This window comes from Alicyclobacillus acidoterrestris (assembly GCF_022674245.1).
Classification (GTDB): Bacteria; Bacillota; Bacilli; order Alicyclobacillales; family Alicyclobacillaceae; genus Alicyclobacillus; species Alicyclobacillus acidoterrestris.
The window spans coordinates 353573-379474 of the sequence record NZ_CP080467.1 but is presented as its reverse complement, the minus strand read 5'-3'; the positions used below and the strand labels follow the sequence as shown (position 1 = coordinate 379474).

The following is a 25902-nucleotide window of genomic DNA, read 5'->3' as shown; positions in this document are numbered from 1 at the left end:
CCGCAACCGGATTACCGCGAGTAGTGCTCGATAATCATTTGCTCTTCGACTGGCGTGTCGATTTCTTCGCGCGCAGGCTTGCGCAGAACCTTACCGCTGAGGTTTTCAGCGTCCAGCTCAAGCCACGCCGGAATCGTGCGGCTGCTCAACAGTTCGATGAGTTCCTTGACGCGACCTGCCTCACGGCTCTTCTCACGAACTGCAATGACATCTCCCTCACGAACGAGGTAGGACGGAATGTCGACGCGGCGGCCGTTCACACTAAAGTGACCGTGGCGCACCAACTGACGAGCTTCCTTGCGGGATGCAGCCATACCCAGTCGATAGACGACGTTGTCGAGACGGCTCTCGAGCAATTCCAATAGATTTTCACCAGTAACGCCACGACGGCGACTAGCTTCCTCATAATAACGTTCGAACTGACTTTCCAAAACTCCGTAGTAACGGCGAGCCTTTTGCTTTTCACGCAGCTGCTGGCCGTACTCCGAATTGCGTTTGCGACCTTGTCCATGCTGACCAGGTGCGTATGGCCGTTTGTCGATGGCACATTTTTCACTGAAGCAGCGGTCGCCCTTCAGATAGAGCTTAATGCCCTCGCGACGGCATAGACGGCACACTGGGCCTGTATATCTTGCCATTCTAGTGTTGACACCTCCAATTTCTTGTATACCCACGTTACATAAAACGAGTAAAACTCGTTCAAATTACTCAGTTAGCCCAAATCGATTATACGCGACGGCGTTTCGGTGGGCGGCAACCGTTGTGCGGAATCGGCGTCACATCGCGAATCCCACTCACTTCGAGACCAGCCGCTTGAAGCGCGCGAATTGCGGCCTCACGACCTGCCCCAGGTCCCTTGACAGCGACTTCGACAGACTTCATACCGTGCTCCATCGCTGTGCGCGCAGCCGTCTCTGCAGCCATCTGAGCTGCGTACGGCGTGCTCTTACGGGAACCTTTAAACCCAACGTTACCCGCGCTGGACCAAGAAATTACGGCACCAGTCGGGTCCGTGATACTCACGATAGTATTGTTAAATGTGGAACGGATGTGTGCCACACCTGCTTCGACGTTTTTACGATCACGACGGCGCGGACGAGCAGTCGCCCCACGACGTCCTGCTTTCACCTTTGGCAAACGTTACACCCCCTAATTACTTCTTCTTACCTGCGACAGTACGACGAGGACCTTTGCGCGTACGCGCATTCGTCTTCGTGCGTTGACCACGGACTGGCAAGCCACGACGGTGGCGAACGCCACGGAAGCTACCGATTTCCGTAAGCCGCTTAATGTTCATGGCGATTTCACGACGCAAGTCGCCTTCAACTTTGTGGTTCTTCTCGATCTCGTCGCGAAGACGCACAACTTCTTCTTCCGTCAGTTCGTTCACACGACGGTTAGGGTCAATTCCGGTCTCAGCCAAAATCTTGTTCGACATCGTGCGACCAATGCCATAGATATACGTCAAGCCGATCTCGACACGCTTATCGCGTGGCAAGTCGACGCCGGCAATACGAGCCATGCTGTCTGTCCACCTCCAGAATGTCATCAAATCTATAGAAACACGTTCACAGTCCCATGTAAAAGGGCATCACGCAACGCGACACACGCGCCGGAGCGACGCCCTTCGGGAATCAGCCGCGCTGTGAACGTGGTAGTAACGCGATGCGAAAACTCTTTTACTCAACCTTGGCGTTGCTTGTGTTTCGGGTTTTCACAGATGACCATCACGTTGCCCTTGCGACGAATCACTTTGCACTTCTCGCAAATCGGCTTGACAGAAGGCCTCACTTTCATCTAGAACCCTCCTCACTTGCGGTATCATACCGCATATTGAAGTGGAATACCAGTCTCTTATCACTTGTAACGGTAGGTAATCCTTCCACGACTTAAATCATACGGGGAAAGTTCCACCGTGACCCGGTCTCCAGGCAAGATTTTGATGTAGTGCATCCGGATTTTTCCGGAGACGTGCGCCAAAATCTTGTGTCCATTCTCAAGTTCAACACGGAACATTGCATTCGGCAACGGCTCAATGACCTTGCCTTCGACTTCAATCACATCGTCCTTAGCCACGAAACGCGCCTCCTTCTGCGCTTTCTTCTACTGCTACCAAGCGCTCTTCTAAAAACTTGCGGACCGCATATCGCAACTGTGCATTGTTCACGCGCCCATCCAAGCGAAGCTTCTCAGCCACGTCTTCGGCAACGTACGCGAGCTTGCGAACATGCGACACATTCTTCTTCTTCGGCTTATCTGCCCGACGCACGGACCCATCTGCTATCAGAAGAAACTTGTCTTCCACATGTCCGACGACCACTGCCACGAGACCTGCGTCTCTGCCCTGAATCACTTCGACCATGGTCCCTATGGCAGGCAACTCACGAGAATTCGTCAACGCAGGCTCACCCCTCAATAGCCCGTAGCACCTTCGACACGTCCTCGAACACCTTGTCGATAGGTTGTTCACCTTCGATTTGATGTAACAAGCCGCGGTTCCGGTAGTAGTCAATCAGAGGTGCAGTGTGCTGATACTGCTCAAGGCGTGTCTTCACCGCCTCAACTGTGTCGTCGGCACGCTGATAAAGCTCTCCGCCGCAGCGATCACAAATCCCTTCCTGCTTCGGCGGCTGGAACACCGTATGGTACGTCGCGCCGCAATTTTTGCAGATGCGACGGCCGGTGAGGCGGGACAAAAGCACATCCTCATTGACGTGGATGTATAACACCGCATCAATGGGGCGCTGCAATTCATCAAGCATCACGTCAAGTGCATTCGCCTGTTGCAACGTCCTCGGGAATCCATCCAACAAGAAGCCGCGCTGTGCATCCTCTTCCTTGAACCGATTACGCACCACCTCAATCGTGATTTCATCCGGCACGAGCCGTCCACTATCGAGATAAGACTTCAGCGTATTCCCCAGTTCCGTACCAGAGGCCACCGCGCGCCGGAACATGTCTCCGGTCGAAATGTGCGGGATGCCGAATGACGCCGTAATGCGTTCGGCTTGGGTGCCCTTCCCTGCACCGGGAAGGCCAACGAGTATCACTTGCACCTGAGATCCCCCTTAATTTCAAACTTCTTATCGAATGAACCCTTTGTACTGCCTTTGCAGGAGTTGACCTTCCATCTGCTGCATCGTCTGCAGTGCTACACCGACGATGATGATGAACGACGTACCCGTAATCGAGACCGACGAGGTCAATCCAATACTCTGCAGCAAGACGTACGGCAACACAGCGATAAGCCCCAGGAATACAGAACCAAATGTCGTGACGCGGTTGATGACCTTGACAATGTACAGTTCCGTATCGTATCCGGGACGCACGCCTGGGATAAAACCGGCATGCTTCTGCAATTGTTCCGCGAGTTGCTGCGGATTAATTTGCACATGCGTATAGAAGAACGAAAAGGCGATGATGAGCAGTACTTCCAGCACCATGTACCAGGTCGTATTCGGGCTCAGGTAGCGCAGGATAAATCCTGCCCACGCATGTGTTTGAAAGTAGGATGCTATCATGTATGGCAAAATCAGAAGCGACACGGCGAAGATAACTGGAATCACACCAGCCGCAATCACCTTAATTGGGATATACGACTGCTGACCGCTATACACGGTGCGGCCAACTACGCGCTTCGCATACTGGATGGGGATTTTTCGTTCTGCCTGTTGAATGCAGACAATGAGCACGAAGATGATGACAATCCCCGCAAGGAGGAGCAGCACCTTCAAAATGCTCAAGAACAGATGACCGGATTGCCCCATAAACCACTTTGTATAGACATCTTGACCGATGCTCGAAAAGCGGGCCAGAATACCGACAAAGATGATAATGGAAATGCCGTTCCCGACACCCTTCTCCGTAATCATCTCACCAAACCACATCAGCAGCGTATCACCTGTCGTCAACGCCAAGACGATGACGATATAGGACCACCAATTATCTGCACCAGGTAACAACAAGCCGCTCCGATGAAACATGAACGTGAATCCGACGGCTTGTAGCAGCCCAAGGCCCACCGTCAGGTATCTCGTGATTTGCGTTAATCTCTGTCGTCCTGACTCGCCTTCCTTTTGCCACTCCTCAAAGCGAGGAACGACACCGGACTGCAAGAGCTGGACGATAATCGACGCCGTGATGTACGGCGTCACGCTCATCGCAAATATGGAAAACCGGTAGAACGCACCACCAGAGAACATATTCAAGAGATTGAACAACTGGTTGGTGTCCTGCCCGGCGTTCAACGCACCGACGTTCATGCCGGGTACCGGAATGTACGAGCCAATCCGATACACGGCAATCACCATCAACGTAAACAAAATCCGATTGCGAAGATGTTTCAGTCGCCACAGGTTCAAAGTGGCCTGCCACACGTTAAATCACCTCAACGGTGCCGCCTGCTGCTTGAATTTTTTCCGTAGCAGCAGAGGAAAACGCGTGTGCCTTGACCGTCAATTGAACCTGCAACTCGCCCGTTCCGAGAACCTTCACGCCATCGAGAGGTTCTCGAATGACGCGTTGTTCCAACAACAACTCAGGCGTAACGACCGTCCCTGCTGGGAACTTCGCCAAGTCCTGCACATTCACTGTCGCGTACACCTTGGCAAAACGCTTGTTGTTGAACCCACGCTTTGGCAGACGACGGAACAACGGCGTCTGACCACCTTCGAAACCAATCCGTACACCGCCGCCAGAGCGAGCCCATTGGCCCTTGTGACCGCGAGTGGACGTCTTACCCATACCGGAACTAGAACCACGGCCAACTCGCTTTCTGGAGTGGCGGGATCCCGGATGAGCCTTCAGTTCGTGTAACTGCATCCTAAGACACCTCCTCTTCTAATCCTTACGCCTCTTGTTCTACAACTTCAACGAGATGCGAAATGCGGTTAATCATTCCGCGAATCACAGGTGTATCTGTGCGAACAACAGTCTGTTGCAACCGTGTCAAGCCGAGCGCCACCGCAGTCTTTCGTTGATTTTCCGGGCGGCCGACAGGGCTCTTTTTCAGCGTGATCGCCAATTTTTTAGCCATCTAGGCGGCCTCCTTAACCAAGAATTTCTTCGACGCTCTTGCCGCGCAGACGAGCAACCTCGTCCGCACGCTTGAGTTGTGCCAAAGCATCGAGGGTTGCGTGAACCATGTTAATCGGGTTCGCAGAACCCAAGGACTTGGTGACAATATCCTTGATGCCAGCGAGCTCGAGCACAGCACGTGCCGGGCCACCAGCGATTACACCGCTACCTTGCGGAGCCGGCTTGATAAGCACCCGACCTGCCCCGAAACGACCGAGGCTCTCGTGCGGAATGGTCGTCTTCTTCATTGGTACGTGAATCAAGTTCTTCTTTGCATCGTCGATCGCTTTGCGAATCGCGTCCGGAACTTCCTGAGCTTTTCCCATGCCCGCGCCCACGTAGCCGTTTTGGTCACCTACGACCACGAGTGCGGAGAAAGAGAAGCGACGGCCGCCCTTGACAACCTTCGCAACACGATTGACAGATACGACGCGTTCGGACAATTCGAGTTGATTTGGATCAATGCGCACGTGAACACCTTCCTCTCTTTATTAGAATTCGAGACCTGCTTCGCGAGCAGCGTCGGCTAAAGCCTGAATACGACCATGGTACAAGTAACCGCCGCGGTCAAACACGACAGACTTATATCCCTTTTCGATCGCGCGCTGTGCGACCACCGTACCGATTTTACGAGCGGCCTCTACGTTGCCACCGTTACCTTCAAAACCTTTTTCCGCTGTCGACGCACTCGTCAACGTGACACCGCTGACGTCGTCAATCAATTGCGCATAGATGTGCTTGTTTGAGCGAAACACATTCAGACGAGGGCGCACGGCGGTTCCGGATACACGTGAACGTACACGTACATGCCGGCGTTTACGCGCTACGTTGCGATTTGCCTTTGTGATCAAGCGTGTTCACTCCTTCCACGTCTCGTGAGATTACTTCTTACCAGTCTTACCAACCTTGCGGCGCACGTTCTCGCCTTCGTAGCGAATCCCTTTGCCTTTATACGGTTCGGGCGGACGAAGCTCGCGAACCTTGGCTGCATAAGAACCGACCAACTCTTTATCAATACCGCGAACGACCAATTTGGTCTGCGCTGGAACTTCTACATCGATGCCATCCACCACTGGCAGCTCAACAGGGTGCGAGAAGCCGAGTGACAAGGTCACCTTCGCCCCCGATTTCGCGGCGCGGTAACCGACGCCGACCAAATCCAGGTTCTTCGTGAACCCGTTGGTTACGCCTTCCACCATGTTCGCGACAACGCTGCGAGTCGTTCCGTGTAACGCCTTGTGCTTCTTATCGTCGCTTGGGCGCTCAACGCGGATTTCGGAATCCTCAACAATAACCTTCATGTCCGGATGCAACTCGCGTGCCAGCTCGCCTTTCGGCCCTTTCACGCGAATGTTCGATCCGTCCAGTTTTACTTCGACACCGGCGGGAACCGGAATCGGTTTACGTCCTGTGCGGGACATACAAACACCTCCAATCCTACGGGTTTACCAGATGTAGCAGAGCACTTCGCCGCCAATACCTTGTTGGCGTGCTTCGCGATCCGTCAAAATACCCTTGGACGTCGAAAGAATCGCAACGCCCAGGCCACCAAGGACACGCGGAATGTTGTCATGATTGACGTACACGCGCAGACCTGGCTTACTAATACGCTTCAAACCGGTGATCACGCGCTCCTGACCTTTTCCGTACTTCAGGAACAGACGAATCACACCCTGTTGATTGTCATCAACGAACTCCGTATCGCGCACATAGCCCTCGTTCTTGAGGATCTCCGCGATGGCACGCTTGATGTTCGATCCCGGAATTTCTACCTTCTCATGACGCACTTGATTCGCGTTGCGAATGCGCGTCAACATATCCGCAATCGGATCGGAAATAATCATAATTCATTGCCCTCCTTCCCGATAAACTTACCAACTAGCTTTTTTAACACCCGGCAGCTGACCTTTGTACGCCAGCTCGCGGAAGCAGATGCGGCAAATACCAAACTTACGAAGCACCGAATGCGGACGTCCGCAGACACGGCAGCGCGTATAGGCGCGCGTGCTGAACTTCGGACGGCGCTGTGCCTTCACGACCATCGATTTCTTGGCCACAGTTTCTACCTCCTATCAGATTAGGGTTATGACCGACGGAACGGCATGCCCATTTCCGTGAGCAACGCCCGTGCCTCTTCGTCCGTCGTTGCCGTCGTGACGACAACGACTTCCATGCCACGAACCTTATCAATCTGGTCATAGTCGATTTCAGGGAAAATCAATTGCTCACGAAGTCCGAGGGTGTAGTTCCCGCGGCCATCAAACGCGCGCTCAGACACACCGCGGAAGTCGCGGACGCGTGGCAACGCAACGTTCATCAACTTATCCAAGAAGTGATACATGCGCTCGCCGCGCAGGGTCACTTTCACACCAATCGGCATGTTCTCACGCAGACGGAAACCAGCGATGGATTTCTTCGCCCGTGTGACGACCGGCTTCTGACCGGCGATAAGCTGCAAGTCGCTGACTGCACTGTCAATCACTTTCGGGTTCTGCGTCGCCTCACCGAGGCCCATGTTAATAACGACTTTCTCGACTTTCGGCACCTGCATCACATTCTTGTAACCGAATTGATTCATCAGTGCCGGCACCACATCACTGCGATACATATCATACAAACGAGCCAATCGTGCAACCTCCCTTCACCTGGCTACTCAGTCCAAAGTTTCGCCAGACTTTTTCGCATACCGTACTTTCTTACCGTCTTCGAGAATCTTGAAACCGACGCGAGTTGGAGCACCCGTCTTCGGATCTGCAATCGCGACGTTCGAAACGTGAATCGGCGCTTCCTTCTCGACGATACCGCCATCCGGATTCGCAGCATTCGGTTTCGTGTGCCGTTTCACGACGTTGACACCTTCAACGATGACGCGTCCTTCACTTGGGAACACCTTCAAGATACGTCCCGTCTTTTGCTTATCCTTACCAGCGATGACGACGACCTTATCGCCAGCTTTCACACGCAACTTAGCCAAACTTGACACCTCCCGCATCAGCACAGTGCTATAGAAATTAAAGAACCTCTGGCGCCAGCGAGATGATCTTCATGAAGTCCCGGTCGCGCAACTCACGGGCAACGGGCCCAAAGATACGCGTACCACGTGGGCTCTTATCTTCACGGATAATCACCGCTGCGTTTTCGTCAAACCGAATGTGTGAACCGTCATTGCGGCGGTAGCCACGCTTGCTGCGAACAATAACCGCCTTGACAACGTCACCCTTCTTGACAACGCCGCCGGGTGTTGCACTCTTTACAGACGCGACAATGATGTCGCCAATGTTCGCCGTCTTCCGGTTCGATCCGCCAAGCACACGGAAACACATAATTTCCTTTGCTCCCGAGTTGTCAGCGACGACCAGACGCGTTTGTGGTTGAATCATTTGGCATCCTCCCTTCGCTTAAGCAATCGTCAGATGATAACTGCCTTCTCGATGATTTCGACCAAACGCCAGCGCTTGTCTTTGCTCAGCGGGCGGGTCTCCATGATGCGCACGGTATCGCCAATCTTGGCTTCGTTGTTCTCATCATGCGCCTTGAACTTTTTCGTACGACGAATCGTCTTGCTGTACAAACGGTGTTTCACGTTCTCTTCAACAGCGACAACGATAGTCTTGTTCATCTTATCGCTGACGACTTTCCCGATGCGTTCCTTACGTTCGTTGCGTTCCACGATGAACGGCCTCCTTTCTTGCGTGCATCAAATGCTTCAAACAATACCGAGTTCGCGCTGACGCAAGACGGTCTTGGCACGCGCGATGTCTTTCCGTACTTGACGGATGCGCATTGGATTCTCCAATTGCCCGGTCGCGAGCTGGAAGCGAAGATTGAACAACTCATCCTTCAACTGGTCAATCCGACTCTCCAACTCTTCACTGCTCAAACCGCGGAGTTCAGTTGCCTTCATTTGCGTCACCACCCACTTCATCGCGAACAATGAACTTCGTTTTAATCGGCAGTTTGTTCGCTGCCAAACGCATTGCCTCACGAGCGATTTCCTCACTGACCCCGGCGATTTCGAACATCACCCGGCCAGGTTTAACGACTGCGACCCACTTCTCCGGCGAACCTTTACCACTACCCATACGTGTTTCAGCAGGCTTCTGGGTGACTGGCTTGCTCGGGAAGATTTTAATCCAAACCTTACCGCCACGACGCATATAACGAGTCATTGCGATACGAGCCGCCTCGATCTGACGGTTGGTAATCCACGCTGGTTCCAGCGCTTGCAAACCGTACTGACCGAACGCGATTTCGTTGCCGCCTTTGGATTGACCCTTCATCCGTCCGCGGAACTCTTTTCTGTGCTTAACGCGTTTCGGCATCAACATGGGTTACTTACCTCCTTCGACAGCGTCCTGCGGTTGCTCCGAAGCAGCCTTCGTGCGCTGCGGGAGGACTTCACCGCGGTAAATCCATACCTTCACACCAATACGACCGTAGGTGGTGTGTGCTTCAGAAAGTGCGTAGTCGATATCAGCGCGCAGCGTGTGCAATGGAACCGTACCTTCCGAATAACCTTCGGTCCGCGCGATTTCCGCACCGCCCAAACGGCCAGACACCTGTACGCGAATACCCTTTGCACCAGCGCGCATCGAACGTTGAATCGCTTGTTTCAGCGCACGGCGGAAGGACACGCGACGTTCCAGCTGTTGTGCGATGTTTTCGCCAACCAACTTCGCCGAGAGATCCGGCGTTTTAATTTCCGAGATGGAAATGTGAACTCGCTTGCCAGTCAAATTGTTGAGGCTGTTGCGAAGCGCGTCGACTTCCGAACCGCCCTTACCGATAACCATACCAGGCTTCGCTGTGTGCACCGTAACATTAATACGGTTTGCAGCGCGTTCGATGTCGATGGATGCCACTGCGGCGTCCTTCAGACGGCGTGCAACGTAGTTGCGGATCTTCAGATCTTCGTGCAGAAGATCTTGGTAATCCTTTTTATTTGCAAACCATTTCGCTTCCCAATCGCGAATGATACCGATTCGTAGACCAACAGGGTTAACCTTTTGACCCATTCCGCATTATCCCTCCTTTTTTTCCGCGACGACGACTGTGACGTGGCTGGTACGTTTGAAAATACTGAACGCACGGCCTTGTGCACGGGGGTGGAACCGTTTCAGGGTAGGACCCTCGTCCACAAAAATCTCCTTCACGTACAGACGATCCGCATTCATATTGTGGTTATTTTCCGCATTCGCGATGGCCGACTTCAAGACCTTCTCCACTACCGGAGAACCGGCACGCGGCGTGAACTTCAGAATCGCCAAAGCTTCCCGTGTGTCCTTGCCACGGATGAGATCGACCACAAGGCGCATTTTACGAGGCGCAATGCGAATGTACTTCGCAACTGCGCGGGTTTGCGTGGCTTCCATGCATCAAACCTCCTTACCTGTTAAAGTCCGAGTTAACGGGAACGAGATGACTTCTCGTCACCTGCGTGACCCTTAAACGTACGAGTCGGCACAAATTCTCCGAGCTTGTGTCCGACCATGTCCTCGCTCACGTAGACCGGAACATGTTTGCGGCCGTCGTGCACTGCGAATGTGTGCCCGACGAACTGCGGGAAGATGGTAGAACGGCGAGACCAGGTCTTAATAACCTTCTTCTCTCCAGCCGCATTCTGCGCTTCAACCTTCTTCATCAGATGTTCATCACAAAACGGACCCTTCTTTAAGCTACGAGCCAATGTCGTGCGCCTCCCTTCCTAACCGTATCTATGCGATTACTTCGTGCGACGACGAACAATATACTTGTCTGTTGGGTGGTTCTTCTTACGCGTCTTTTTACCCAAGGTCGGCTTGCCCCAAGGCGACATCGGAGACTTACGTCCGATTGGTGCACGACCTTCACCACCACCATGTGGGTGATCGACCGGGTTCATGACCGAACCACGAACCGTCGGACGACGACGCATCCAGCGGCTACGACCCGCTTTACCAATGTTGATGTTCTCGTGGTCGAGATTACCGACCTGACCGATGGTTGCGCGGCATTCCACGCGAACGCGGCGAACTTCACCAGAGGACAGACGAAGCGTCGCATAAACACCTTCACGAGCCATCAACTGTGCCGAAGCGCCAGCTGCACGTGCGAGCTGACCACCCTTGCCAGGTTTCAACTCGATGTTATGGACGACAGAACCCACTGGAATATTCGCTAGCGGCAACGCGTTACCTACGCGAATATCGACATCTGTACCAGAATAGAGCACATCGCCGACTTTCAAACCGTGTGGCGCCAAAATGTAGCGCTTTTCGCCATCCACATAGTGCAACAGCGCAATACGTGCGGAACGGTTTGGATCATACTCGATGGTCGCGACCTTAGCCGGGATACCATCCTTGTTGCGCTTAAAGTCAATAATCCGGTATTGACGCTTGTGTCCACCACCGTGGTGGCGAACTGTGATTTTACCCTGGTGGTTGCGGCCCGCACGGTTCTTCAGCGGCGCAAGCAGGGACTTTTCAGGCGTGTCTGTCGTAATCTCATCAAACGCCGAGACAGACATGAAGCGGCGGCCCGGCGATGTCGGGCGATACTTCTTCACAGCCACACTGACAACCTCCCTTGTTCACTAAATCCGTTCTGCGTCACTTACGCTTCGCCGAAGAAATCAATTGGCTTCGAGTCCGCAGCAAGTTTCACAATTGCCTTTTTCCGATCAGAGGTGCGTCCGACATAGCGTCCAACGCGCTTCTGCTTTCCGACCTGGTTCATCGTGTGAACTTGTTCCACTTTGACGTCGAACAGCTTCTCGATGGCCTTGCGGATTTCAACCTTATTCGCACGAGGATCAACCTCGAAGACGTACTTGTTCTCTTCCATCAATTCGCTGGAACGCTCTGTAATCACAGGGCGTTTAATGAGGTCGCGCGCATCCATTAGGCGAACACCTCCTCAACCTTCGCCACTGCATCCTTCGTCAACACGAGGTGCTCATAGCGGAGAAGCTCGTAAACGTTGATACCGTTCGCCTCCATGTACTTGACACCCTCAATGTTGCGGGTGGACAGATACGGAGCGCGTTTCTTCTCACTGTCGACAATCAAAGCCTTTTTCAGGTTCAGCTTGTCGAGGACAGCAGCCATTTCCTTCGTCTTCGGCTGTTCGATGTTCAAACCATCGAGAACGATGATTTTCCCTTCGGCCACCTTCGAGGACAATGCGCTGTACAGTGCCAGACGACGAACTTTCTTTGGAACGGAGAATGCGTAGGAACGTGGCGTTGGTCCAAAGACGACACCGCCGCCCTTCCATTGCGGAGAACGCGTGCTACCTTGACGAGCACGACCCGTGCCCTTCTGGCGCCAAGGTTTGCGTCCACCACCAGCAACCTCAGAACGATTCTTTACTTTGTGCGTACCCGAACGACGTGCCGCAAGGTATTGCAACACGACCTGGTGCATCAAATCAGAGCGGATAGGCGCGCCAAACACGCGATCATTCAATTCGATCTCGGAAACCTGCTCACCCGCTGTGTTATAAACTGCAACCGTCGGCATCACTTCTGCCTCCTTTCAAACAACATTAGTCGTTAGCTTTGATTGCTGAACGGACTGTGACATACGAGTTCTTCGGACCCGGCACAGAACCCTTAATCAGCAAAATGTTTTTGTCCGCATCGACGCGAACAACTTCGAGGTTTTGAACCGTAACGCGCTCTCCACCCATGCGTCCAGCCATCGTTTGGCCTTTGAACGTACGGTTCGGCGCGATCGCGCCGAGCGAGCCAACCCCACGGTGATATTTCGAGCCGTGCGCCATTGGGCCGCGGTGTTGGTTATGCCGCTTGATAGGACCTGCGTAACCTTTACCCTTCGACACACCGATGACATCCACAACTTCACCAGCAGCGAACACGTCCGCCTTCAACTGCTGACCCACTTCGTATGCCGACAAATCGACACCGCGAAATTCGCGCACAAACCGTTTCGGAGCTGTGCCAGCCTTTGCAGCATGACCTTTTTCCGCCTTTGTCGCGCGGTTCGCCTTTTGGTCCGCAAAACCAACCTGAATCGCTTCGTACCCATCAACCGCTTGTTCACGTTTTTGGAGCACGACGCACGGACCAGCCTCAATCACAGTCACCGGTACTACCTGACCTTCCTCCGTGAAGACCTGAGTCATACCGAGTTTACGACCGAGAATCCCTTTCATGTGTGCACCTCCCTAGGACCGTGTGTGCAACGGCACCACGTGTTTCATTCCAGAGCTTATAGCTTAATTTCGATGTCAACACCCGACGGCAAGTCCAAACGCATCAGCGAATCGACCGTTTGCGGCGTCGGATTGTTAATGTCAATCAAACGCTTATGCGTACGCATCTCAAACTGCTCGCGAGAATCCTTATATTTGTGCGGCGCGCGAAGAATAGTGAACACTTCGCGTTCTGTCGGAAGCGGAATCGGACCTGAAACCTTAGCACCGGACCGTTTCGCCGTATCCACGATACGTTCAGCCGACTGATCAAGAATTTGATGATCATACGCCTTAAGTCGAATGCGAATCTTTTGCTTAGCCATATGTTTTCCCTCCTTTATCGCCCATTTCAGTTGGACATACTCCGCGGAAATTCCCCCATCGGTATCCCATATGGCTCTGGACACATAAGCAACCTTCCGCCTCATCGCAAGAAAAGACCAACATGCGGTATTATACTAGACCAATGACCATTTGACAAGAAGAGCTGCAAAAAAAATCCGAGACAGGTTTCCCCGTCCCGGATTTCCTGATATCAGGTGTTGTAAACGAAATTACTTGATAATCGAAGAAACAACGCCCGCGCCGACCGTACGGCCACCTTCGCGGATGGAGAAACGGGTACCTTCCTCAACCGCGATAGGCGCGATGAGTTCAACCGTCATAGCGACGTTGTCGCCAGGCATTACCATTTCGGTACCTTCTGGCAAGGTAACCACACCTGTTACGTCCGTCGTACGGAAGTAGAACTGCGGACGATAGCCATTAAAGAACGGCGTGTGGCGTCCGCCTTCTTCCTTCGTCAAAACGTAAACCTCAGCAGCGAACTGCGTGTGTGGGTTGATGCTGCCTGGTTTACATACAACCTGGCCGCGCTCGATGTCCTTGCGCTCAACACCGCGCAACAGAGCACCGATGTTGTCACCAGCTTCAGCGAAGTCGAGAAGCTTGCGGAACATCTCGATACCCGTTGCAACCGTCTTGCGGCTTTCTTCGTGCAAGCCGACGATTTCAACTTCGTCGCCAACCTTCAACTGACCGCGTTCCACACGACCGGTAGCAACCGTACCACGACCGGTAATCGTGAACACGTCCTCGACAGGCATCAAGAAAGGCTTGCTCGTGTCGCGTTCTGGCGTTGGGATGTAGTTGTCAACTGCATCCATCAGCTCTTCGATCTTCGCAACATAAGCCGGGTCACCCTCGAGCGCCTTCAAAGCGGAGCCGCGGATAACCGGAATGTCGTCGCCAGGGAATTCGTACTCGTTCAGAAGTTCGCGAACTTCCATTTCGACGAGTTCCAACAGCTCTTCGTCGTCAACCATGTCGCACTTGTTCAAGAAGACAACCAGGTATGGCACGCCTACCTGACGGGACAGGAGGATGTGCTCACGCGTTTGTGGCATCGGGCCATCAGCTGCAGATACGACGAGGATACCGCCGTCCATTTGCGCTGCACCGGTGATCATGTTCTTGACATAGTCGGCGTGTCCTGGGCAGTCCACGTGAGCATAGTGACGCTTTTCCGTCTCGTATTCAACGTGAGCGGTGTTAATTGTAATACCGCGTTCGCGTTCCTCAGGCGCCTTGTCGATTTCGTCGTACTTTTGAGCCTGAGCCCTACCCTTGGAAGCTTGTACGCTCGTGATAGCAGCTGTCAACGTGGTTTTACCATGGTCGACGTGCCCGATGGTACCGATGTTAACGTGCGGTTTGCTGCGGTCAAATTTTGCCTTTGCCACAAAACTTCACTCCTTATTCGCCTTTACTCTTCTTAATAATTGCTTCAGCTACACTCTTTGGCACTTCTTCATACGCTGCGAGTTCCATCGCGAACGTACCGCGACCTTGCGTACGAGAACGCAGAGATGTGGTATAACCAAACATCTCGGACAGCGGAACGAAACCGCGAACGATGCTTGCGTTGTTGCGCGAATCCATGCCTTCTACGCGACCGCGGCGCGAGTTGATATCACCGAGGATGTCACCCATGTACTCCTCAGGAACGGTCACTTCGACCTTCATGACTGGCTCCAGAAGGACTGGAGAAGCCTTTTGCGCGCCTGCTTTAAGTGCCATCGAACCAGCAATCTTAAACGCCATTTCTGACGAGTCGACGTCGTGATAGGAACCATCATACAGAGTAGCCTTCACATCGACCAATGGATATCCGGCAAGAACGCCATTTCGCATTGCCTCGTGAATGCCCTCTTCGACTGCCGGGATGTATTCCTTCGGAATCGCACCACCGACAACCTTGTTTTCAAAGACAAATCCTTGTCCGCGTTCCAGCGGCTCGAAAATGACTTTGACGTGACCATACTGACCGCGACCACCGGATTGGCGAACAAACTTGCCTTCCTGGTCAACGCGTTGCGTAATCGTCTCACGGTAGGCAACCTGCGGCATACCTACGTTACAGTCGACTTTAAACTCGCGTTGCATGCGGTCGACGATAACCTCAAGGTGCAATTCACCCATACCTTGAATAATCGTCTGGCCAGTTTCCTGGTCTGTATAGGTCTTGAAGGTCGGATCCTCTTCCGCCAGCTTCGAAAGGGCGATGCCCATCTTATCCTGGTCGGCCTTCGTCTTCGGCTCAATCGAGACGGAGATAACGGGATCTGGGAACTCCATCGACTCAAGCAGCACAACGCTCTTCTCATCGCAGAGCGTGTCGCCTGTCGTCGTGTCCTTCAAACCAACTGCAGCGGCAATGTCACCGGAATAGACCTGCGAGATCTCCTCGCGGTGGTTGGCATGCATCTGCAGAATGCGCCCAATGCGTTCGCGCTTGCCCTTTGTCGAGTTGAGCACGTAAGATCCGCTCTCCAAGATACCGGAGTACACGCGGAAGAACGCCAACTTACCGACAAACGGGTCCGTCATAATTTTGAAGGCCAAAGCGGAGAACGGCTCATCGTCAGACGAGTGACGTTCAATTTCTTCGCCTTCCGGCGTGACGCCCTTAATGGCCGGCACGTCCGTCGGTGCTGGAAGATAATCGACGACAGCGTCGAGCATCAACTGCACACCTTTATTGCGATACGAGGAACCACACAGAACCGGGAACAGTTGAACGTTGACTGTACCCTTACGAAGTGCTGCTTTGATTTCCGGAATGGTGATTTCTTCACCCTCCAGATACTTCATCATCAGCTCTTCGTCGACCTCTGCCACAGCTTCGATCAATTCCGTGCGCTTCTCTTCAGCCAACGCTCTCATGTCAGCCGGAATTTCGGTATCCTCAGACTGCCTTCCAAGGTCATCCGTATAAATGATGGCCTTCATCTCGACCAAGTCGATAATGCCGCGGAATTCGTCTTCGGCACCAATTGGTAATTGAATCGCAACGGCCTTTGCGCCAAGTCGAGTTTTCATCTGCTCGACACAGGACAGGAAGTCTGCGCCGATGATGTCCATCTTGTTGACGTAGGCAATGCGAGGTACGTGATACTTGTCCGCTTGACGCCACACCGTCTCCGATTGCGGCTCTACGCCACCCTTGGCATCAAACACCGCGCAAGCACCATCGAGCACGCGCAGGGAACGCTCGACTTCAACGGTGAAGTCGACGTGACCCGGCGTGTCGATAATGTTGATGCGATGATTTTTCCACTGGGCAGTCGTAGCAGCGGACGTGATGGTGATACCACGCTCCTGTTCCTGGACCATCCAGTCCATGGTCGCCGCACCTTCGTGGACTTCCCCAATCTTGTGCACACGGCCGGTGTAGAACAGAATGCGCTCGGTGGTCGTCGTCTTACCGGCATCAATGTGAGCAATGATACCGATGTTGCGCGTACGCTCGAGCGGGAATTCGCGTGCCATCTCGCCGCCTCCTTCCAGATTAAAAATTCATCCTACCAGCGGTAGTGAGCAAACGCCTTGTTTGCCTCAGCCATACGGTGCGTGTCTTCGCGTTTGCGAACAGCGCCACCTGTGTTATTCGCTGCGTCAAGCAACTCGTTCGCCAACTTTTCCTCCATCGTCTTCTCACCACGAAGACGAGCGTAGTTGACCAACCAGCGCAGACCCAACGTTACCCGGCGGTCATTGCGCACTTCAACAGGCACTTGGTAGTTCGATCCGCCAACGCGGCGAGCCTTCACTTCCAACACCGGCATAATGTTGCGCATTGCCGTTTCAAACACTTCCATCGGGTCCTTGCCAGAGCGCTCGCGAATCAAATCAAACGCACCATAGACAATGCGCTGAGAAACACCCTTCTTCCCGTCCAACATCACCTTGTTGATCAGACGGCTAACAAGTTTGTTCCCGTAGATTGGATCCGGCAGAACATCACGTTTTGGAACAGGTCCTTTACGCGGCACGGAACACCCTCCTTCCCATTTTCGATATGATTATCAACCATCCAGAGACGGTTACTTCGCTTTCGGACGCTTTGCGCCATACTTGGAACGACCTTGCATACGGTCCTTCACACCAGCGGTATCAAGCGCACCGCGAACGATGTGATAACGGACACCCGGAAGGTCCTTTACACGACCACCGCGAACAAGCACCACGGAGTGCTCTTGCAAGTTGTGGCCAATTCCAGGAATGTACGCGGTCACTTCGATTGTATTTGTCAAACGGACACGGGCGTATTTCCGAAGAGCCGAGTTCGGCTTTTTCGGGGTCATGGTACCCACACGAGTACACACACCACGCTTTTGTGGGGACGGCAGATCCGTCAAAGATTTGATGTGACTGTTGTACCCCTTTTGCAGCGCCGGTGCCGTAGATTTTTTCAATACATCCTTGCGACCCTTGCGAACTAATTGGTTAATCGTCGGCATAACTGCACCTCCTCTCGTCGTCAATCCAGACCTGTTCGACAGGTCACCACCAAGCCCACAGAGCCTGGTGATTCATCAATGAGCAAACAAAATCCCAAAGACAACATACCAAACTAAGCTAGCATCATTCAGAGATGATGCTTGCCGTAGCCGCACCAACCTCAATGCCACACGCTTTGCCGAGTGTGCGCATCGAATCGACCCACTCAATGGGAACGCGTTGCCGTTCCGCCAATTGAACAACCGGGTCGACGACACGAGCCTCCGCATCACGCGCTACGTACAGCCGCACGATTTGCTCGGCGGACTGTTTGAGGACCTTCAACGTCTGGTTTGTGCCTATGGTCTTCTTCCTCGCTTGGCGTATGTCGTCTAGTGACACCGCACGAGCCTCCCCCAATGGAAAACACCGCGCTGACGCACACTACGGAATTCTATCACCGAGGTTTCTGGGCTGTCAACTCAAAGTATGCAGATGACAGCCCAAATTCCATGGTAGTTTATTCAACCGTCTGTGCAGACTCAGCCTCCAACGTCACGTCGTCCTGCTCCGCATTCGCAGAGCTCTCATCCACGGCCGCCTGTTCCTCGCCCATACCAATCTGACGATAACGAGACATGCCCGTGCCGGCTGGAATGAGCTTACCAATAATCACATTCTCCTTGAGACCGAGCAGTCTATCAACCTTGCCCTTGATAGCCGCCTCTGTCAAGACACGAGTGGTCTCTTGGAAGGATGCAGCGGACAAGAAGGAGTCCGTCTCCAGCGATGCCTTCGTAATACCCAACAGAGCTGGACGCGCCACGGCCGGTTCCCGACCCGACAGAAGCGCCACTTTGTTCGCCGCTTCGTAGTCGAAGAGATCGACATACGTACCCGGCAGAAGATCCGTGTCACCTGCATCGAGAATCCGAACCTTGCGCAACATTTGACGCACCATCACTTCGACGTGCTTGTCATTGATATCCACACCCTGCAGGCGGTATACCCGCTGTACTTCACGCAGCAGGTAGTTTTGAACGCCTTGAAGCCCCTTGACGCGCAGCATCTCTTTCGGGTCCACGGAGCCTTCCGTCAACTCTTCGCCCGCTTCCAGGCTTTGACCGACGGTCACACGGATGCGAGAACCGTACGGAATCTGATAGATCTTCGTCTCGCTCTCGCCTTGCAGTTCGATTTCGCGTTTGTCCTTGCCTTCCCGAATGTCGGTGATCACGCCTTCAAACTCGGAAATGACAGCCTGACCTTTCGGGTTCCGCGCCTCAAACAACTCCTGAATACGCGGGAGACCTTGGGTGATGTCATCACCTGCGACACCGCCCGTGTGGAACGTGCGCATCGTCAACTGCGTACCTGGTTCACCGATGGACTGAGCCGCGATGATGCCGACCGCCTCACCGATTTCCACCATCTTACCCGTTGCGAGGTTGCGGCCATAACACTGGATACATACCCCATGGCGAGTACGGCAGGTGAGAACGGAGCGGATATAAACTTCTTTAATGCCCGCCTTGACAATCTTGTCGGTCGCCTCTTCGTCAATCAGTTGGTTCTTCGCGACAATCAACTCACCCGTCTCCGGATGGTAAATGTCCTGGAACGCAACTCGACCTTCGAGACGGTCGCCAATTTCCTCAATGACTTCGCGCCCATCGCGGATCTCCGCCACGCGCAAGCCCTTATCGGTGCCACAATCAAATTCGCGAACGATTGTATCCTGTGCAACGTCGACCAAGCGGCGTGTCAGATAACCCGAGTCAGCCGTCCGCAGCGCGGTATCGGCCAAACCTTTCCGCGCACCGTGCGTCGAGATGAAGTACTCCAACACCGACAGGCCTTCGCGGAAGTTCGACTTAATCGCCAACTGGATAATCTCACCCGACGGATTCGCCATCAACCCGCGCATACCCGCCAACTGTGTAATCTGCGAGTTACTACCACGAGCACCGGAAGTCGCCATCATGTAAATCGGGTTGAACTCATCCATGCTCTCCATCAAAGTTGTCGAGATGGACTCCTTCGCCTCTGACCAAATTTGGCTAAACGTGATGTACTGCTCTTCCTCGGTGATGAGACCGCGGCGATACTGTTGCTTCAGCTTGTGCTCTTTGGCCTCTGCATCTTCAATAATCCGATGCTTCTCTTCCGGCACGACAATGTCGCTCACGGCAATCGTAATACCGGCGCGCGTCGAATAATTGAAGCCGAGCCGCTTAATCTTATCCAAAATTTCCGCGGTCATCGTCGTACCATAACGGCGGAAACACTCACCCAGAATATTTCCAAGGTCCTTCTTGACCACCGGTTTTGGAATCGGTCGGTTCTGCAGTGCCTCTGCAGGGTTCACACCCTTGGCAAAGATAAACGTCTCATCCGGCGCCCCGGACAACAGATTCTGCTTGGATGCAGAATTCAGGTACGGGAAATCAGCCGGGAAAATGCTGTTGAAAATCAATTTACCAGGCGTCGTGATCAGCAGTGCGTTCTGCTGCGCCTCTGTCAGGTTCGTCTTTCCGAGCACCTTCGCAGGCACAATAATCCGCGATTGCAAGGAAACGTGCCCATTGTAACGGGCATATTCCACCTCGGCCATCGACGAGAAAATCCGACCCTCTCCAGGTGCGCCCTCGCGCTCAATGGTGAGGTAGTACGGTCCGAGAACCATGTCCTGCGTCGGCGTGACGACCGGCTTGCCGTCCTTCGGGTTCAAGATGTTGTGCGCAGCGAGCATCAGCAAGCGCGCTTCTGCTTGCGCCTCAGCCGACAGCGGAACGTGCACAGCCATCTGATCGCCGTCGAAGTCGGCGTTGTAAGCCGTACAAACGAGCGGGTGCAATTTAATTGCGCGCCCCTCGACCAACGTCGGTTCGAACGCCTGAATGCCCAAGCGGTGCAATGTCGGTGCACGGTTGAGCAACACTGGGTGCTGCTTGATGACGTCCTCGACGACATCCCACACTTCAGGCGACACGCGCTCCACTTTGCGCTTCGCGCTCTTGATGTTGTGCGCCAAACCACGGGAGACGAGTTCCTTCATGACAAATGGCTTGAACAGCTCCAGCGCCATCTCCTTAGGAAGCCCGCACTGATACATCCGCAGTTCCGGACCGACGACGATAACGGAACGGCCAGAGTAGTCCACGCGCTTACCCAACAGGTTTTGACGGAATCGGCCTTGTTTACCCTTGAGCATGTGCGACAAGCTCTTGAGCGGACGGTTGCCAGGTCCCGTGACCGGGCGGCCGCGACGACCATTGTCAATCAACGCGTCGACCGCTTCTTGGAGCATGCGCTTCTCGTTCTGGACGATGATGTCCGGTGCCCCTAGGTCCAGCAATCGCTTCAAACGATTGTTCCGGTTGATAACGCGACGGTACAAATCGTTCAAGTCGGATGTCGCGAAACGTCCACCGTCCAATTGCACCATCGGGCGCAGATCAGGCGGAATAACCGGAAGCGCCTCGAGAATCATCCAACTCGGCTTGTTGCCGGAGGCGCGGAACGCCTCAACGACCTCCAGCCGTTTAATCGCCCGATTCCGGCGCTGCCCTTGCGCGGAGCGAAGCTCCTCGCGCAGGAAGTCGACCTCGCGGTCGAGATCGATCTCGTTCAGCAACGTGCGGATAGCCTCCGCACCCATGCCCGCTTGGAATGCGTAACCGTATTTCTCGCGATAGGAGCGGTACTCTTTCTCGCTGAGCAACTGTTTCTTTTCCAGCGGGGTATCACCCGGGTCCGTCACGACATACGAAGCAAAATAGATGACCTCTTCGAGGGCCCTCGGCGACATATCGAGGACCAAGCCCATGCGGCTTGGAATCCCCTTGAAGTACCAAATATGCGAAACCGGTGCAGCCAACTCGATGTGTCCCATCCGTTCGCGGCGAACCTTTGCACGCGTGACTTCGACGCCACAACGATCACACACAACGCCTTTGTAGCGGATGCGCTTGTACTTCCCGCAGTGACATTCCCAATCGCGGGTCGGTCCAAAAATTTTCTCGCAAAACAGCCCTTCTTTTTCAGGCCGTAGGGTACGGTAATTGATGGTCTCCGGCTTCTTCACTTCACCGTGTGACCAAGAACGAATCTTCTCAGGTGATGCCAGCCCGATTTTCATGAACTCGAAATTGTTCACGTCTAGCAAATCGTGCACCCTCCAATCCTAGCGTGGTGTGGGTTATCAGTCGCCGACTTCGTTGTATTCGAGATTCAAGTTGAGCTTCTCCGAACCATCGTCCTCGTCGTCGATTTCCTTCATCTCAATCTCTTGCTCGTCTCCAGAGAGGATCTTCACATCCATACCGAGACTTTGCAGCTCTTTGATGAGGACCTTGAACGACTCGGGCACACCCGGTTCAGGTACATTTTCGCCCTTCACGATAGCTTCGTACGTCTTGACACGGCCCACCACATCGTCAGATTTGACGGTGAGGATCTCTTGCAGAGTATAGGCCGCACCATACGCCTCGAGCGCCCAAACCTCCATCTCACCAAAACGCTGGCCACCGAACTGCGCCTTACCACCCAACGGCTGTTGCGTAACCAAGGAGTACGGTCCAGTCGACCGAGCGTGAATCTTGTCATCGACCAAGTGGTGCAGTTTCAGCATGTAGACATAGCCAACGGTGACTCGGTTCTCGAACGGTTCACCACTGCGTCCGTCATACAACACCTGTTTGCCGTCTGCAGGTAGCCCCGCCTCCGCCAACGTGTTGAAGACGTCCTCAGGGTGCGCGCCGTCGAAGACAGGCGTCGCCATCTTCACGCCAAGAACTTTCGCCGCCATTCCCAAGTGCGTTTCCAAGACCTGCCCAATGTTCATACGGGATGGCACGCCCAATGGGTTCAAGACGATTTGGACTGGCGTCCCATCTTCCAAGAACGGCATGTCTTCTTCAGGCAAGATACGGGCCACGACACCCTTGTTTCCGTGGCGGCCAGCCATCTTGTCACCTTCAGAAATCTTCCGCTTCTGGGCGATGTAAACGCGAACCAACTGATTTACACCAGCAGGCAATTCGTCGCCATTTTCTCGGGTGAAGACCTTCACGTCGACGACAATCCCGGCGCCGCCATGTGGTACGCGTAGAGACGTGTCGCGAACTTCACGCGCCTTCTCACCAAAGATGGCGTGCAACAAACGTTCCTCCGCCGTCAGTTCGGTAACGCCCTTTGGCGTAACCTTGCCGACCAGGATGTCACCTGTGCGGATTTCGGCACCAATTCGAATGATGCCGCGTTCGTCCAGATTCTTGAGCGCATCCTCACCGACATTCGGGATATCTCGCGTGATTTCTTCAGGCCCCAACTTCGTGTCGCGCGCTTCGAGTTCGTACTCCTCGATGTGAATCGACGTATATACGTCTTCCTTCACCATCTTCTCCGAGAGAAGAATCGCGTCCTCGTAGTTGTAGCCTTCCCACGTCATAAACGCGACCAAGACGTTGCGACCAAGCGCGAGCTCACCGTTCTGCGTAGCAGGTCCGTCCGCCAAAATGTCGCCCACTTTGACGCGTTGCCCCTCGCGGACAATCGGCCGTTGGTTTACACACGTATTTTGGTTCGAACGCGTAAACTTCGTCAGGCGGTACTTCGCAACGTCACCGCGAACAAGTCGGCCGTCCACTTCGGTCTCTTGACGCACCCAGACCTCTTTGGCCGTGACGCGTTCGACGATACCATTGTGGCGAGATACCACACAGACGCCGGAATCCTTCGCCGCCTGGTGCTCAATTCCCGTACCGACATACGGCGAATCGGTGACGAGCAACGGAACAGCTTGGCGTTGCATGTTCGCACCCATCAAAGCGCGGTTCGCGTCGTCGTTTTCCAAGAACGGAATCAACGCAGTCGCGACAGACACGACCTGTTTCGGAGAGACGTCCATATAGTCAATCCGATCCCGCGGCACCGCGATAACGTCCTCACGACGGCGGACGATGATTTCCTCTGACGCCAGTCGACCGTCTTCTGTCAGTGGCTCATTTGCCTGCGCGACGACGTAGTTTTCTTCCTCGTCGGCGGTCAGGTAATCAATTTTATCCGTCACAACGCCGGTCTCAGGGTCTACCCGGCGATACGGCGTTTCAATAAATCCGTACTCGTTAATTCGCGCATACGTCGACAACGAGTTAATCAAGCCGATGTTCGGACCTTCAGGCGTTTCAATCGGACACATCCGACCATAGTGCGAATAGTGTACGTCGCGGACTTCGAAGCCAGCGCGTTCACGCGTCAGACCACCAGGACCGAGCGCCGACAGACGACGTTTGTGCGTCAGTTCGGCCAACGGGTTCGTCTGGTCCATAAATTGCGACAGCTGACTAGACCCAAAGAATTCCTTAATCGCAGCAATCACAGGGCGGATATTGATCAGCGCCTGTGGCGTGATAGCACTCGCGTCCTGAATGGACATACGCTCACGAACCACGCGTTCCATCCGGGACAATCCAATTCGGAACTGATTCTGCAACAGTTCACCGACGGAACGAAGGCGACGATTGCCCAAATGGTCAATGTCGTCTGTGGTGCCGACGCCGCGCAGCAAGTTGAAGAAATACGATACAGCAGCCAAAATGTCGGACGGCGTAATGTACTTGATATCCGTGGATATCTCGCCGTTACTGATGACATTCAGGATGCGGCCGTCCTCTGAAGGACTAAAAATCTTCACCATCTGCAACGGCACAACCTCATCTTCCAAGAGGTCACGCGTCGCGCGAATCGTGAATCGACCCACATTGCCCTCAAGGCGCGGAATCAGGCGATCTAACACGCGGCGGTCAATGATAGTCCCCGCCTCAGCGATGATTTCACCAGTGTCCGCATCGACCAGCGTTTCTGCGAGCCGTTGATTGAGCAGTCGATTCTTGATGTGCAATTTTTTATTGATTTTATAACGACCTACATTCGCGAGGTCGTAACGTTTCGGATCAAAGAAGCGCGATGCGAGCAACGCACGGGCATTCTCCACTGTCGGCGGCTCACCTGGACGCAACCGCTCGTAGATCTCGACGAGCGCACGCTCGGTCGAATCGGTCGTGTCCTTGTCCAGCGTATTTTGGAGATAGTCATCTTCACCGAGGAGCTGAATAATCTCCGCGTCCGATGACAACCCTAGCGCCCGAAGCAACACGGTGATAGGCAATTTGCGCGTGCGGTCAATCCGCACGTAGACGACGTCCTTGGAGTCTGTTTCAAACTCCAACCACGCACCGCGGTTCGGAATCACAGTCGCAGCAAACGTACGTTTGCCATTTTTGTCAATCTTACTACTATAATAGACACTAGGCGAACGCACTAGCTGACTGACGATGACGCGTTCCGCGCCATTGATGACAAACGTACCTGTGTCCGTCATCAGCGGGAAGTCGCCGAGGAAGACCTCTTGCTCCTTCACCTCGCCAGTTTCCTTGTTCAGGAGCCGAACCTTGACACGCAACGGAGCTGCATAAGTCACATCGCGCTCTTTCGACTCTTCGACGTCGTATTTCGGTTCACCGAGGCTATAGTCGATGAACTCAAGGACCAAGTTCCCGGTAAAGTCTTGGATTGGCGAAATGTCCGCAAACATTTCCCGCAACCCCTCACGAAGGAACCACTCGTAAGATTTTTGCTGGATTTCAATCAGATTGGGTAATTCGAGGACTTCACGGATGCGTGAAAATGTGCGGCGTTCAGCCCATCCGTACTTGACCATGTGTCCTTGCAAAACCGTCACCCCTCAAGCGGATTTGTTGGACGATGCAATTTCAAGGAGGCTCTAAAGACAAAAAGAAAATGAGGCCAAATCCAACCACATTTAGCAAATAGAGTCGACTA

Annotated in this window: 36 protein-coding genes; all 36 read right to left on the bottom strand. The window is 53.8% G+C overall.

Features of this window, described 5'->3' with window-relative positions; translation table 11 throughout:
- Positions 1-11: 11 nt before the first annotated feature.
- On the bottom strand, positions 12-638 hold the full coding sequence (gene rpsD, locus K1I37_RS01815) for a 30S ribosomal protein S4 (protein WP_021296643.1): 627 nt from the start codon (positions 636-638) through the stop codon (positions 12-14).
- Between the two features lie 88 nt (positions 639-726).
- Positions 727-1137, bottom strand: a complete 411-nt coding sequence (gene rpsK / locus K1I37_RS01810) for a 30S ribosomal protein S11 (RefSeq protein WP_021296642.1) — start codon at positions 1135-1137, stop codon at positions 727-729.
- A 16-nt stretch (positions 1138-1153) separates the two neighbouring features.
- Complete coding sequence (gene rpsM / locus K1I37_RS01805; RefSeq protein ID WP_021296641.1) at positions 1154-1522, bottom strand: 30S ribosomal protein S13; 369 nt, start codon at positions 1520-1522, stop codon at positions 1154-1156.
- Between the two features lie 161 nt (positions 1523-1683).
- Positions 1684-1797: a 50S ribosomal protein L36 gene (rpmJ, locus tag K1I37_RS01800; protein ID WP_021296640.1), complete on the bottom strand. Its 114-nt coding sequence runs from the start codon at positions 1795-1797 to the stop codon at positions 1684-1686.
- 60 nt (positions 1798-1857) lie between these two features.
- Positions 1858-2076 carry a translation initiation factor IF-1 gene (infA, locus tag K1I37_RS01795; protein ID WP_021296639.1) on the bottom strand — a complete coding sequence of 73 codons (219 nt, stop codon included), beginning with the start codon at positions 2074-2076 and terminating at the stop codon, positions 1858-1860.
- Positions 2069-2398 carry a KOW domain-containing RNA-binding protein gene (locus K1I37_RS01790; protein WP_021296638.1) on the bottom strand — a complete coding sequence of 110 codons (330 nt, stop codon included), beginning with the start codon at positions 2396-2398 and terminating at the stop codon, positions 2069-2071. The genes infA and K1I37_RS01790 overlap by 8 nt, the downstream gene beginning before the upstream one ends.
- A gap of 7 nt (positions 2399-2405) precedes the next feature.
- The gene (locus tag K1I37_RS01785; RefSeq protein WP_021296637.1) at positions 2406-3056 is read right to left on the bottom strand and encodes an adenylate kinase; all 651 of its coding nucleotides are present in this window, start codon (positions 3054-3056) and stop codon (positions 2406-2408) included.
- 27 nt (positions 3057-3083) lie between these two features.
- A complete protein-coding gene (gene secY, locus K1I37_RS01780; RefSeq protein WP_021296636.1) occupies positions 3084-4376 on the bottom strand; it encodes a preprotein translocase subunit SecY in 1293 nt (430 codons plus the stop codon).
- A 1-nt stretch (position 4377) separates the two neighbouring features.
- Complete coding sequence (gene rplO, locus K1I37_RS01775; protein ID WP_021296635.1) at positions 4378-4821, bottom strand: 50S ribosomal protein L15; 444 nt, start codon at positions 4819-4821, stop codon at positions 4378-4380.
- Between the two features lie 25 nt (positions 4822-4846).
- Positions 4847-5035 carry a 50S ribosomal protein L30 gene (gene rpmD, locus K1I37_RS01770; RefSeq protein WP_021296634.1) on the bottom strand — a complete coding sequence of 63 codons (189 nt, stop codon included), beginning with the start codon at positions 5033-5035 and terminating at the stop codon, positions 4847-4849.
- A 13-nt stretch (positions 5036-5048) separates the two neighbouring features.
- The gene (rpsE, locus tag K1I37_RS01765; RefSeq protein WP_021296633.1) at positions 5049-5546 is read right to left on the bottom strand and encodes a 30S ribosomal protein S5; all 498 of its coding nucleotides are present in this window, start codon (positions 5544-5546) and stop codon (positions 5049-5051) included.
- A 21-nt stretch (positions 5547-5567) separates the two neighbouring features.
- Complete coding sequence (gene rplR, locus K1I37_RS01760; protein WP_021296632.1) at positions 5568-5927, bottom strand: 50S ribosomal protein L18; 360 nt, start codon at positions 5925-5927, stop codon at positions 5568-5570.
- A gap of 30 nt (positions 5928-5957) precedes the next feature.
- A complete protein-coding gene (gene rplF / locus K1I37_RS01755) occupies positions 5958-6497 on the bottom strand; it encodes a 50S ribosomal protein L6 (RefSeq protein WP_021296631.1) in 540 nt (179 codons plus the stop codon).
- Between the two features lie 24 nt (positions 6498-6521).
- Entirely contained in the window at positions 6522-6920 is a 399-nt protein-coding gene (gene rpsH / locus K1I37_RS01750; RefSeq protein ID WP_021296630.1) for a 30S ribosomal protein S8, read from the bottom strand.
- 27 nt (positions 6921-6947) lie between these two features.
- Positions 6948-7133, bottom strand: coding sequence for a type Z 30S ribosomal protein S14 (locus K1I37_RS01745; RefSeq protein ID WP_021296629.1), 186 nt, complete (start codon positions 7131-7133; stop codon positions 6948-6950).
- Positions 7134-7159: 26 nt separating this feature from the next.
- Positions 7160-7702 carry a 50S ribosomal protein L5 gene (rplE, locus tag K1I37_RS01740; protein ID WP_021296628.1) on the bottom strand — a complete coding sequence of 181 codons (543 nt, stop codon included), beginning with the start codon at positions 7700-7702 and terminating at the stop codon, positions 7160-7162.
- Between the two features lie 27 nt (positions 7703-7729).
- Positions 7730-8041 (bottom strand): 50S ribosomal protein L24, encoded by a 312-nt coding sequence (gene rplX / locus K1I37_RS01735; RefSeq protein ID WP_081654096.1) that lies wholly within the window; start codon positions 8039-8041, stop codon positions 7730-7732.
- A gap of 46 nt (positions 8042-8087) precedes the next feature.
- Positions 8088-8456 carry a 50S ribosomal protein L14 gene (gene rplN, locus K1I37_RS01730; protein ID WP_021296626.1) on the bottom strand — a complete coding sequence of 123 codons (369 nt, stop codon included), beginning with the start codon at positions 8454-8456 and terminating at the stop codon, positions 8088-8090.
- A gap of 29 nt (positions 8457-8485) precedes the next feature.
- Positions 8486-8749, bottom strand: coding sequence for a 30S ribosomal protein S17 (gene rpsQ, locus K1I37_RS01725; protein ID WP_040441301.1), 264 nt, complete (start codon positions 8747-8749; stop codon positions 8486-8488).
- 33 nt (positions 8750-8782) lie between these two features.
- Positions 8783-8980: a 50S ribosomal protein L29 gene (gene rpmC, locus K1I37_RS01720; protein WP_021296624.1), complete on the bottom strand. Its 198-nt coding sequence runs from the start codon at positions 8978-8980 to the stop codon at positions 8783-8785.
- Positions 8967-9404, bottom strand: coding sequence for a 50S ribosomal protein L16 (gene rplP, locus K1I37_RS01715; RefSeq protein ID WP_021296623.1), 438 nt, complete (start codon positions 9402-9404; stop codon positions 8967-8969). Before rplP ends, rpmC begins: the two co-directional genes overlap by 14 nt.
- A 3-nt stretch (positions 9405-9407) precedes the next feature.
- The gene (gene rpsC / locus K1I37_RS01710) at positions 9408-10091 is read right to left on the bottom strand and encodes a 30S ribosomal protein S3 (RefSeq protein ID WP_021296622.1); all 684 of its coding nucleotides are present in this window, start codon (positions 10089-10091) and stop codon (positions 9408-9410) included.
- Between the two features lie 6 nt (positions 10092-10097).
- Positions 10098-10448: a 50S ribosomal protein L22 gene (gene rplV, locus K1I37_RS01705; protein ID WP_021296621.1), complete on the bottom strand. Its 351-nt coding sequence runs from the start codon at positions 10446-10448 to the stop codon at positions 10098-10100.
- A 32-nt stretch (positions 10449-10480) separates the two neighbouring features.
- Complete coding sequence (rpsS, locus tag K1I37_RS01700) at positions 10481-10762, bottom strand: 30S ribosomal protein S19 (RefSeq protein ID WP_021296620.1); 282 nt, start codon at positions 10760-10762, stop codon at positions 10481-10483.
- A gap of 36 nt (positions 10763-10798) precedes the next feature.
- Positions 10799-11629 carry a 50S ribosomal protein L2 gene (rplB, locus tag K1I37_RS01695; RefSeq protein ID WP_021296619.1) on the bottom strand — a complete coding sequence of 277 codons (831 nt, stop codon included), beginning with the start codon at positions 11627-11629 and terminating at the stop codon, positions 10799-10801.
- A gap of 41 nt (positions 11630-11670) precedes the next feature.
- Entirely contained in the window at positions 11671-11958 is a 288-nt protein-coding gene (rplW, locus tag K1I37_RS01690; protein ID WP_021296618.1) for a 50S ribosomal protein L23, read from the bottom strand.
- The gene (gene rplD, locus K1I37_RS01685) at positions 11958-12578 is read right to left on the bottom strand and encodes a 50S ribosomal protein L4 (protein WP_021296617.1); all 621 of its coding nucleotides are present in this window, start codon (positions 12576-12578) and stop codon (positions 11958-11960) included. Before rplD ends, rplW begins: the two co-directional genes overlap by 1 nt.
- Positions 12579-12603: 25 nt before the next feature.
- Positions 12604-13233 (bottom strand): 50S ribosomal protein L3, encoded by a 630-nt coding sequence (gene rplC / locus K1I37_RS01680; RefSeq protein WP_021296616.1) that lies wholly within the window; start codon positions 13231-13233, stop codon positions 12604-12606.
- A gap of 56 nt (positions 13234-13289) precedes the next feature.
- Positions 13290-13598, bottom strand: a complete 309-nt coding sequence (gene rpsJ, locus K1I37_RS01675) for a 30S ribosomal protein S10 (protein WP_021296615.1) — start codon at positions 13596-13598, stop codon at positions 13290-13292.
- 231 nt (positions 13599-13829) lie between these two features.
- On the bottom strand, positions 13830-15017 hold the full coding sequence (gene tuf, locus K1I37_RS01670) for an elongation factor Tu (protein WP_021296614.1): 1188 nt from the start codon (positions 15015-15017) through the stop codon (positions 13830-13832).
- Positions 15018-15030: 13 nt separating this feature from the next.
- Entirely contained in the window at positions 15031-17106 is a 2076-nt protein-coding gene (gene fusA, locus K1I37_RS01665; RefSeq protein ID WP_021296613.1) for an elongation factor G, read from the bottom strand.
- Between the two features lie 32 nt (positions 17107-17138).
- Positions 17139-17609: a 30S ribosomal protein S7 gene (gene rpsG, locus K1I37_RS01660; RefSeq protein ID WP_021296612.1), complete on the bottom strand. Its 471-nt coding sequence runs from the start codon at positions 17607-17609 to the stop codon at positions 17139-17141.
- Positions 17610-17660: 51 nt separating this feature from the next.
- The gene (gene rpsL, locus K1I37_RS01655) at positions 17661-18077 is read right to left on the bottom strand and encodes a 30S ribosomal protein S12 (protein WP_021296611.1); all 417 of its coding nucleotides are present in this window, start codon (positions 18075-18077) and stop codon (positions 17661-17663) included.
- Between the two features lie 124 nt (positions 18078-18201).
- Entirely contained in the window at positions 18202-18459 is a 258-nt protein-coding gene (locus K1I37_RS01650; RefSeq protein ID WP_021296610.1) for a ribosomal L7Ae/L30e/S12e/Gadd45 family protein, read from the bottom strand.
- 118 nt (positions 18460-18577) lie between these two features.
- Positions 18578-22225 carry a DNA-directed RNA polymerase subunit beta' gene (gene rpoC, locus K1I37_RS01645; protein ID WP_021296609.1) on the bottom strand — a complete coding sequence of 1216 codons (3648 nt, stop codon included), beginning with the start codon at positions 22223-22225 and terminating at the stop codon, positions 18578-18580.
- Positions 22226-22261: 36 nt separating this feature from the next.
- Entirely contained in the window at positions 22262-25780 is a 3519-nt protein-coding gene (gene rpoB, locus K1I37_RS01640) for a DNA-directed RNA polymerase subunit beta (RefSeq protein WP_407653218.1), read from the bottom strand.
- Positions 25781-25902 lie beyond the last annotated feature (122 nt).

Bases quoted from the DNA above. Each gene is read 5' to 3' on its own strand.
- rpsD (WP_021296643.1), bottom strand. From the start codon at position 638: ATGGCAAGATATACAGGCCCAGTGTGCCGTCTATGCCGTCGCGAGGGC.
- rpsM (WP_021296641.1), bottom strand. From the start codon at position 1,522: ATGGCTCGTATTGCCGGCGTCGACTTGCCACGCGATAAGCGTGTCGAG.
- rpmJ (WP_021296640.1), bottom strand. From the start codon at position 1,797: ATGAAAGTGAGGCCTTCTGTCAAGCCGATTTGCGAGAAGTGCAAAGTG.
- rplO (WP_021296635.1), bottom strand. From the start codon at position 4,821: ATGCAGTTACACGAACTGAAGGCTCATCCGGGATCCCGCCACTCCAGA.
- rpmD (WP_021296634.1), bottom strand. From the start codon at position 5,035: ATGGCTAAAAAATTGGCGATCACGCTGAAAAAGAGCCCTGTCGGCCGC.
- rplF (WP_021296631.1), bottom strand. From the start codon at position 6,497: ATGTCCCGCACAGGACGTAAACCGATTCCGGTTCCCGCCGGTGTCGAA.
- rpsH (WP_021296630.1), bottom strand. From the start codon at position 6,920: ATGATTATTTCCGATCCGATTGCGGATATGTTGACGCGCATTCGCAAC.
- rplN (WP_021296626.1), bottom strand. From the start codon at position 8,456: ATGATTCAACCACAAACGCGTCTGGTCGTCGCTGACAACTCGGGAGCA.
- rpmC (WP_021296624.1), bottom strand. From the start codon at position 8,980: ATGAAGGCAACTGAACTCCGCGGTTTGAGCAGTGAAGAGTTGGAGAGT.
- rplP (WP_021296623.1), bottom strand. From the start codon at position 9,404: ATGTTGATGCCGAAACGCGTTAAGCACAGAAAAGAGTTCCGCGGACGG.
- rpsC (WP_021296622.1), bottom strand. From the start codon at position 10,091: ATGGGTCAAAAGGTTAACCCTGTTGGTCTACGAATCGGTATCATTCGC.
- rplV (WP_021296621.1), bottom strand. From the start codon at position 10,448: ATGGAAGCCACGCAAACCCGCGCAGTTGCGAAGTACATTCGCATTGCG.
- rplW (WP_021296618.1), bottom strand. From the start codon at position 11,958: ATGGATGCGCGCGACCTCATTAAACGCCCTGTGATTACAGAGCGTTCC.
- rplD (WP_021296617.1), bottom strand. From the start codon at position 12,578: ATGCCGACGGTTGCAGTTTATAACACAGCGGGTGAGCAGGTTTCCGAG.
- rplC (WP_021296616.1), bottom strand. From the start codon at position 13,233: ATGAAAGGGATTCTCGGTCGTAAACTCGGTATGACTCAGGTCTTCACG.
- rpsJ (WP_021296615.1), bottom strand. From the start codon at position 13,598: ATGGCTAAGCAAAAGATTCGCATTCGACTTAAGGCGTATGATCATCAA.
- fusA (WP_021296613.1), bottom strand. From the start codon at position 17,106: ATGGCACGCGAATTCCCGCTCGAGCGTACGCGCAACATCGGTATCATT.
- rpsL (WP_021296611.1), bottom strand. From the start codon at position 18,077: ATGCCGACGATTAACCAATTAGTTCGCAAGGGTCGCAAGGATGTATTG.
- rpoB (WP_407653218.1), bottom strand. From the start codon at position 25,780: ATGGTCAAGTACGGATGGGCTGAACGCCGCACATTTTCACGCATCCGT.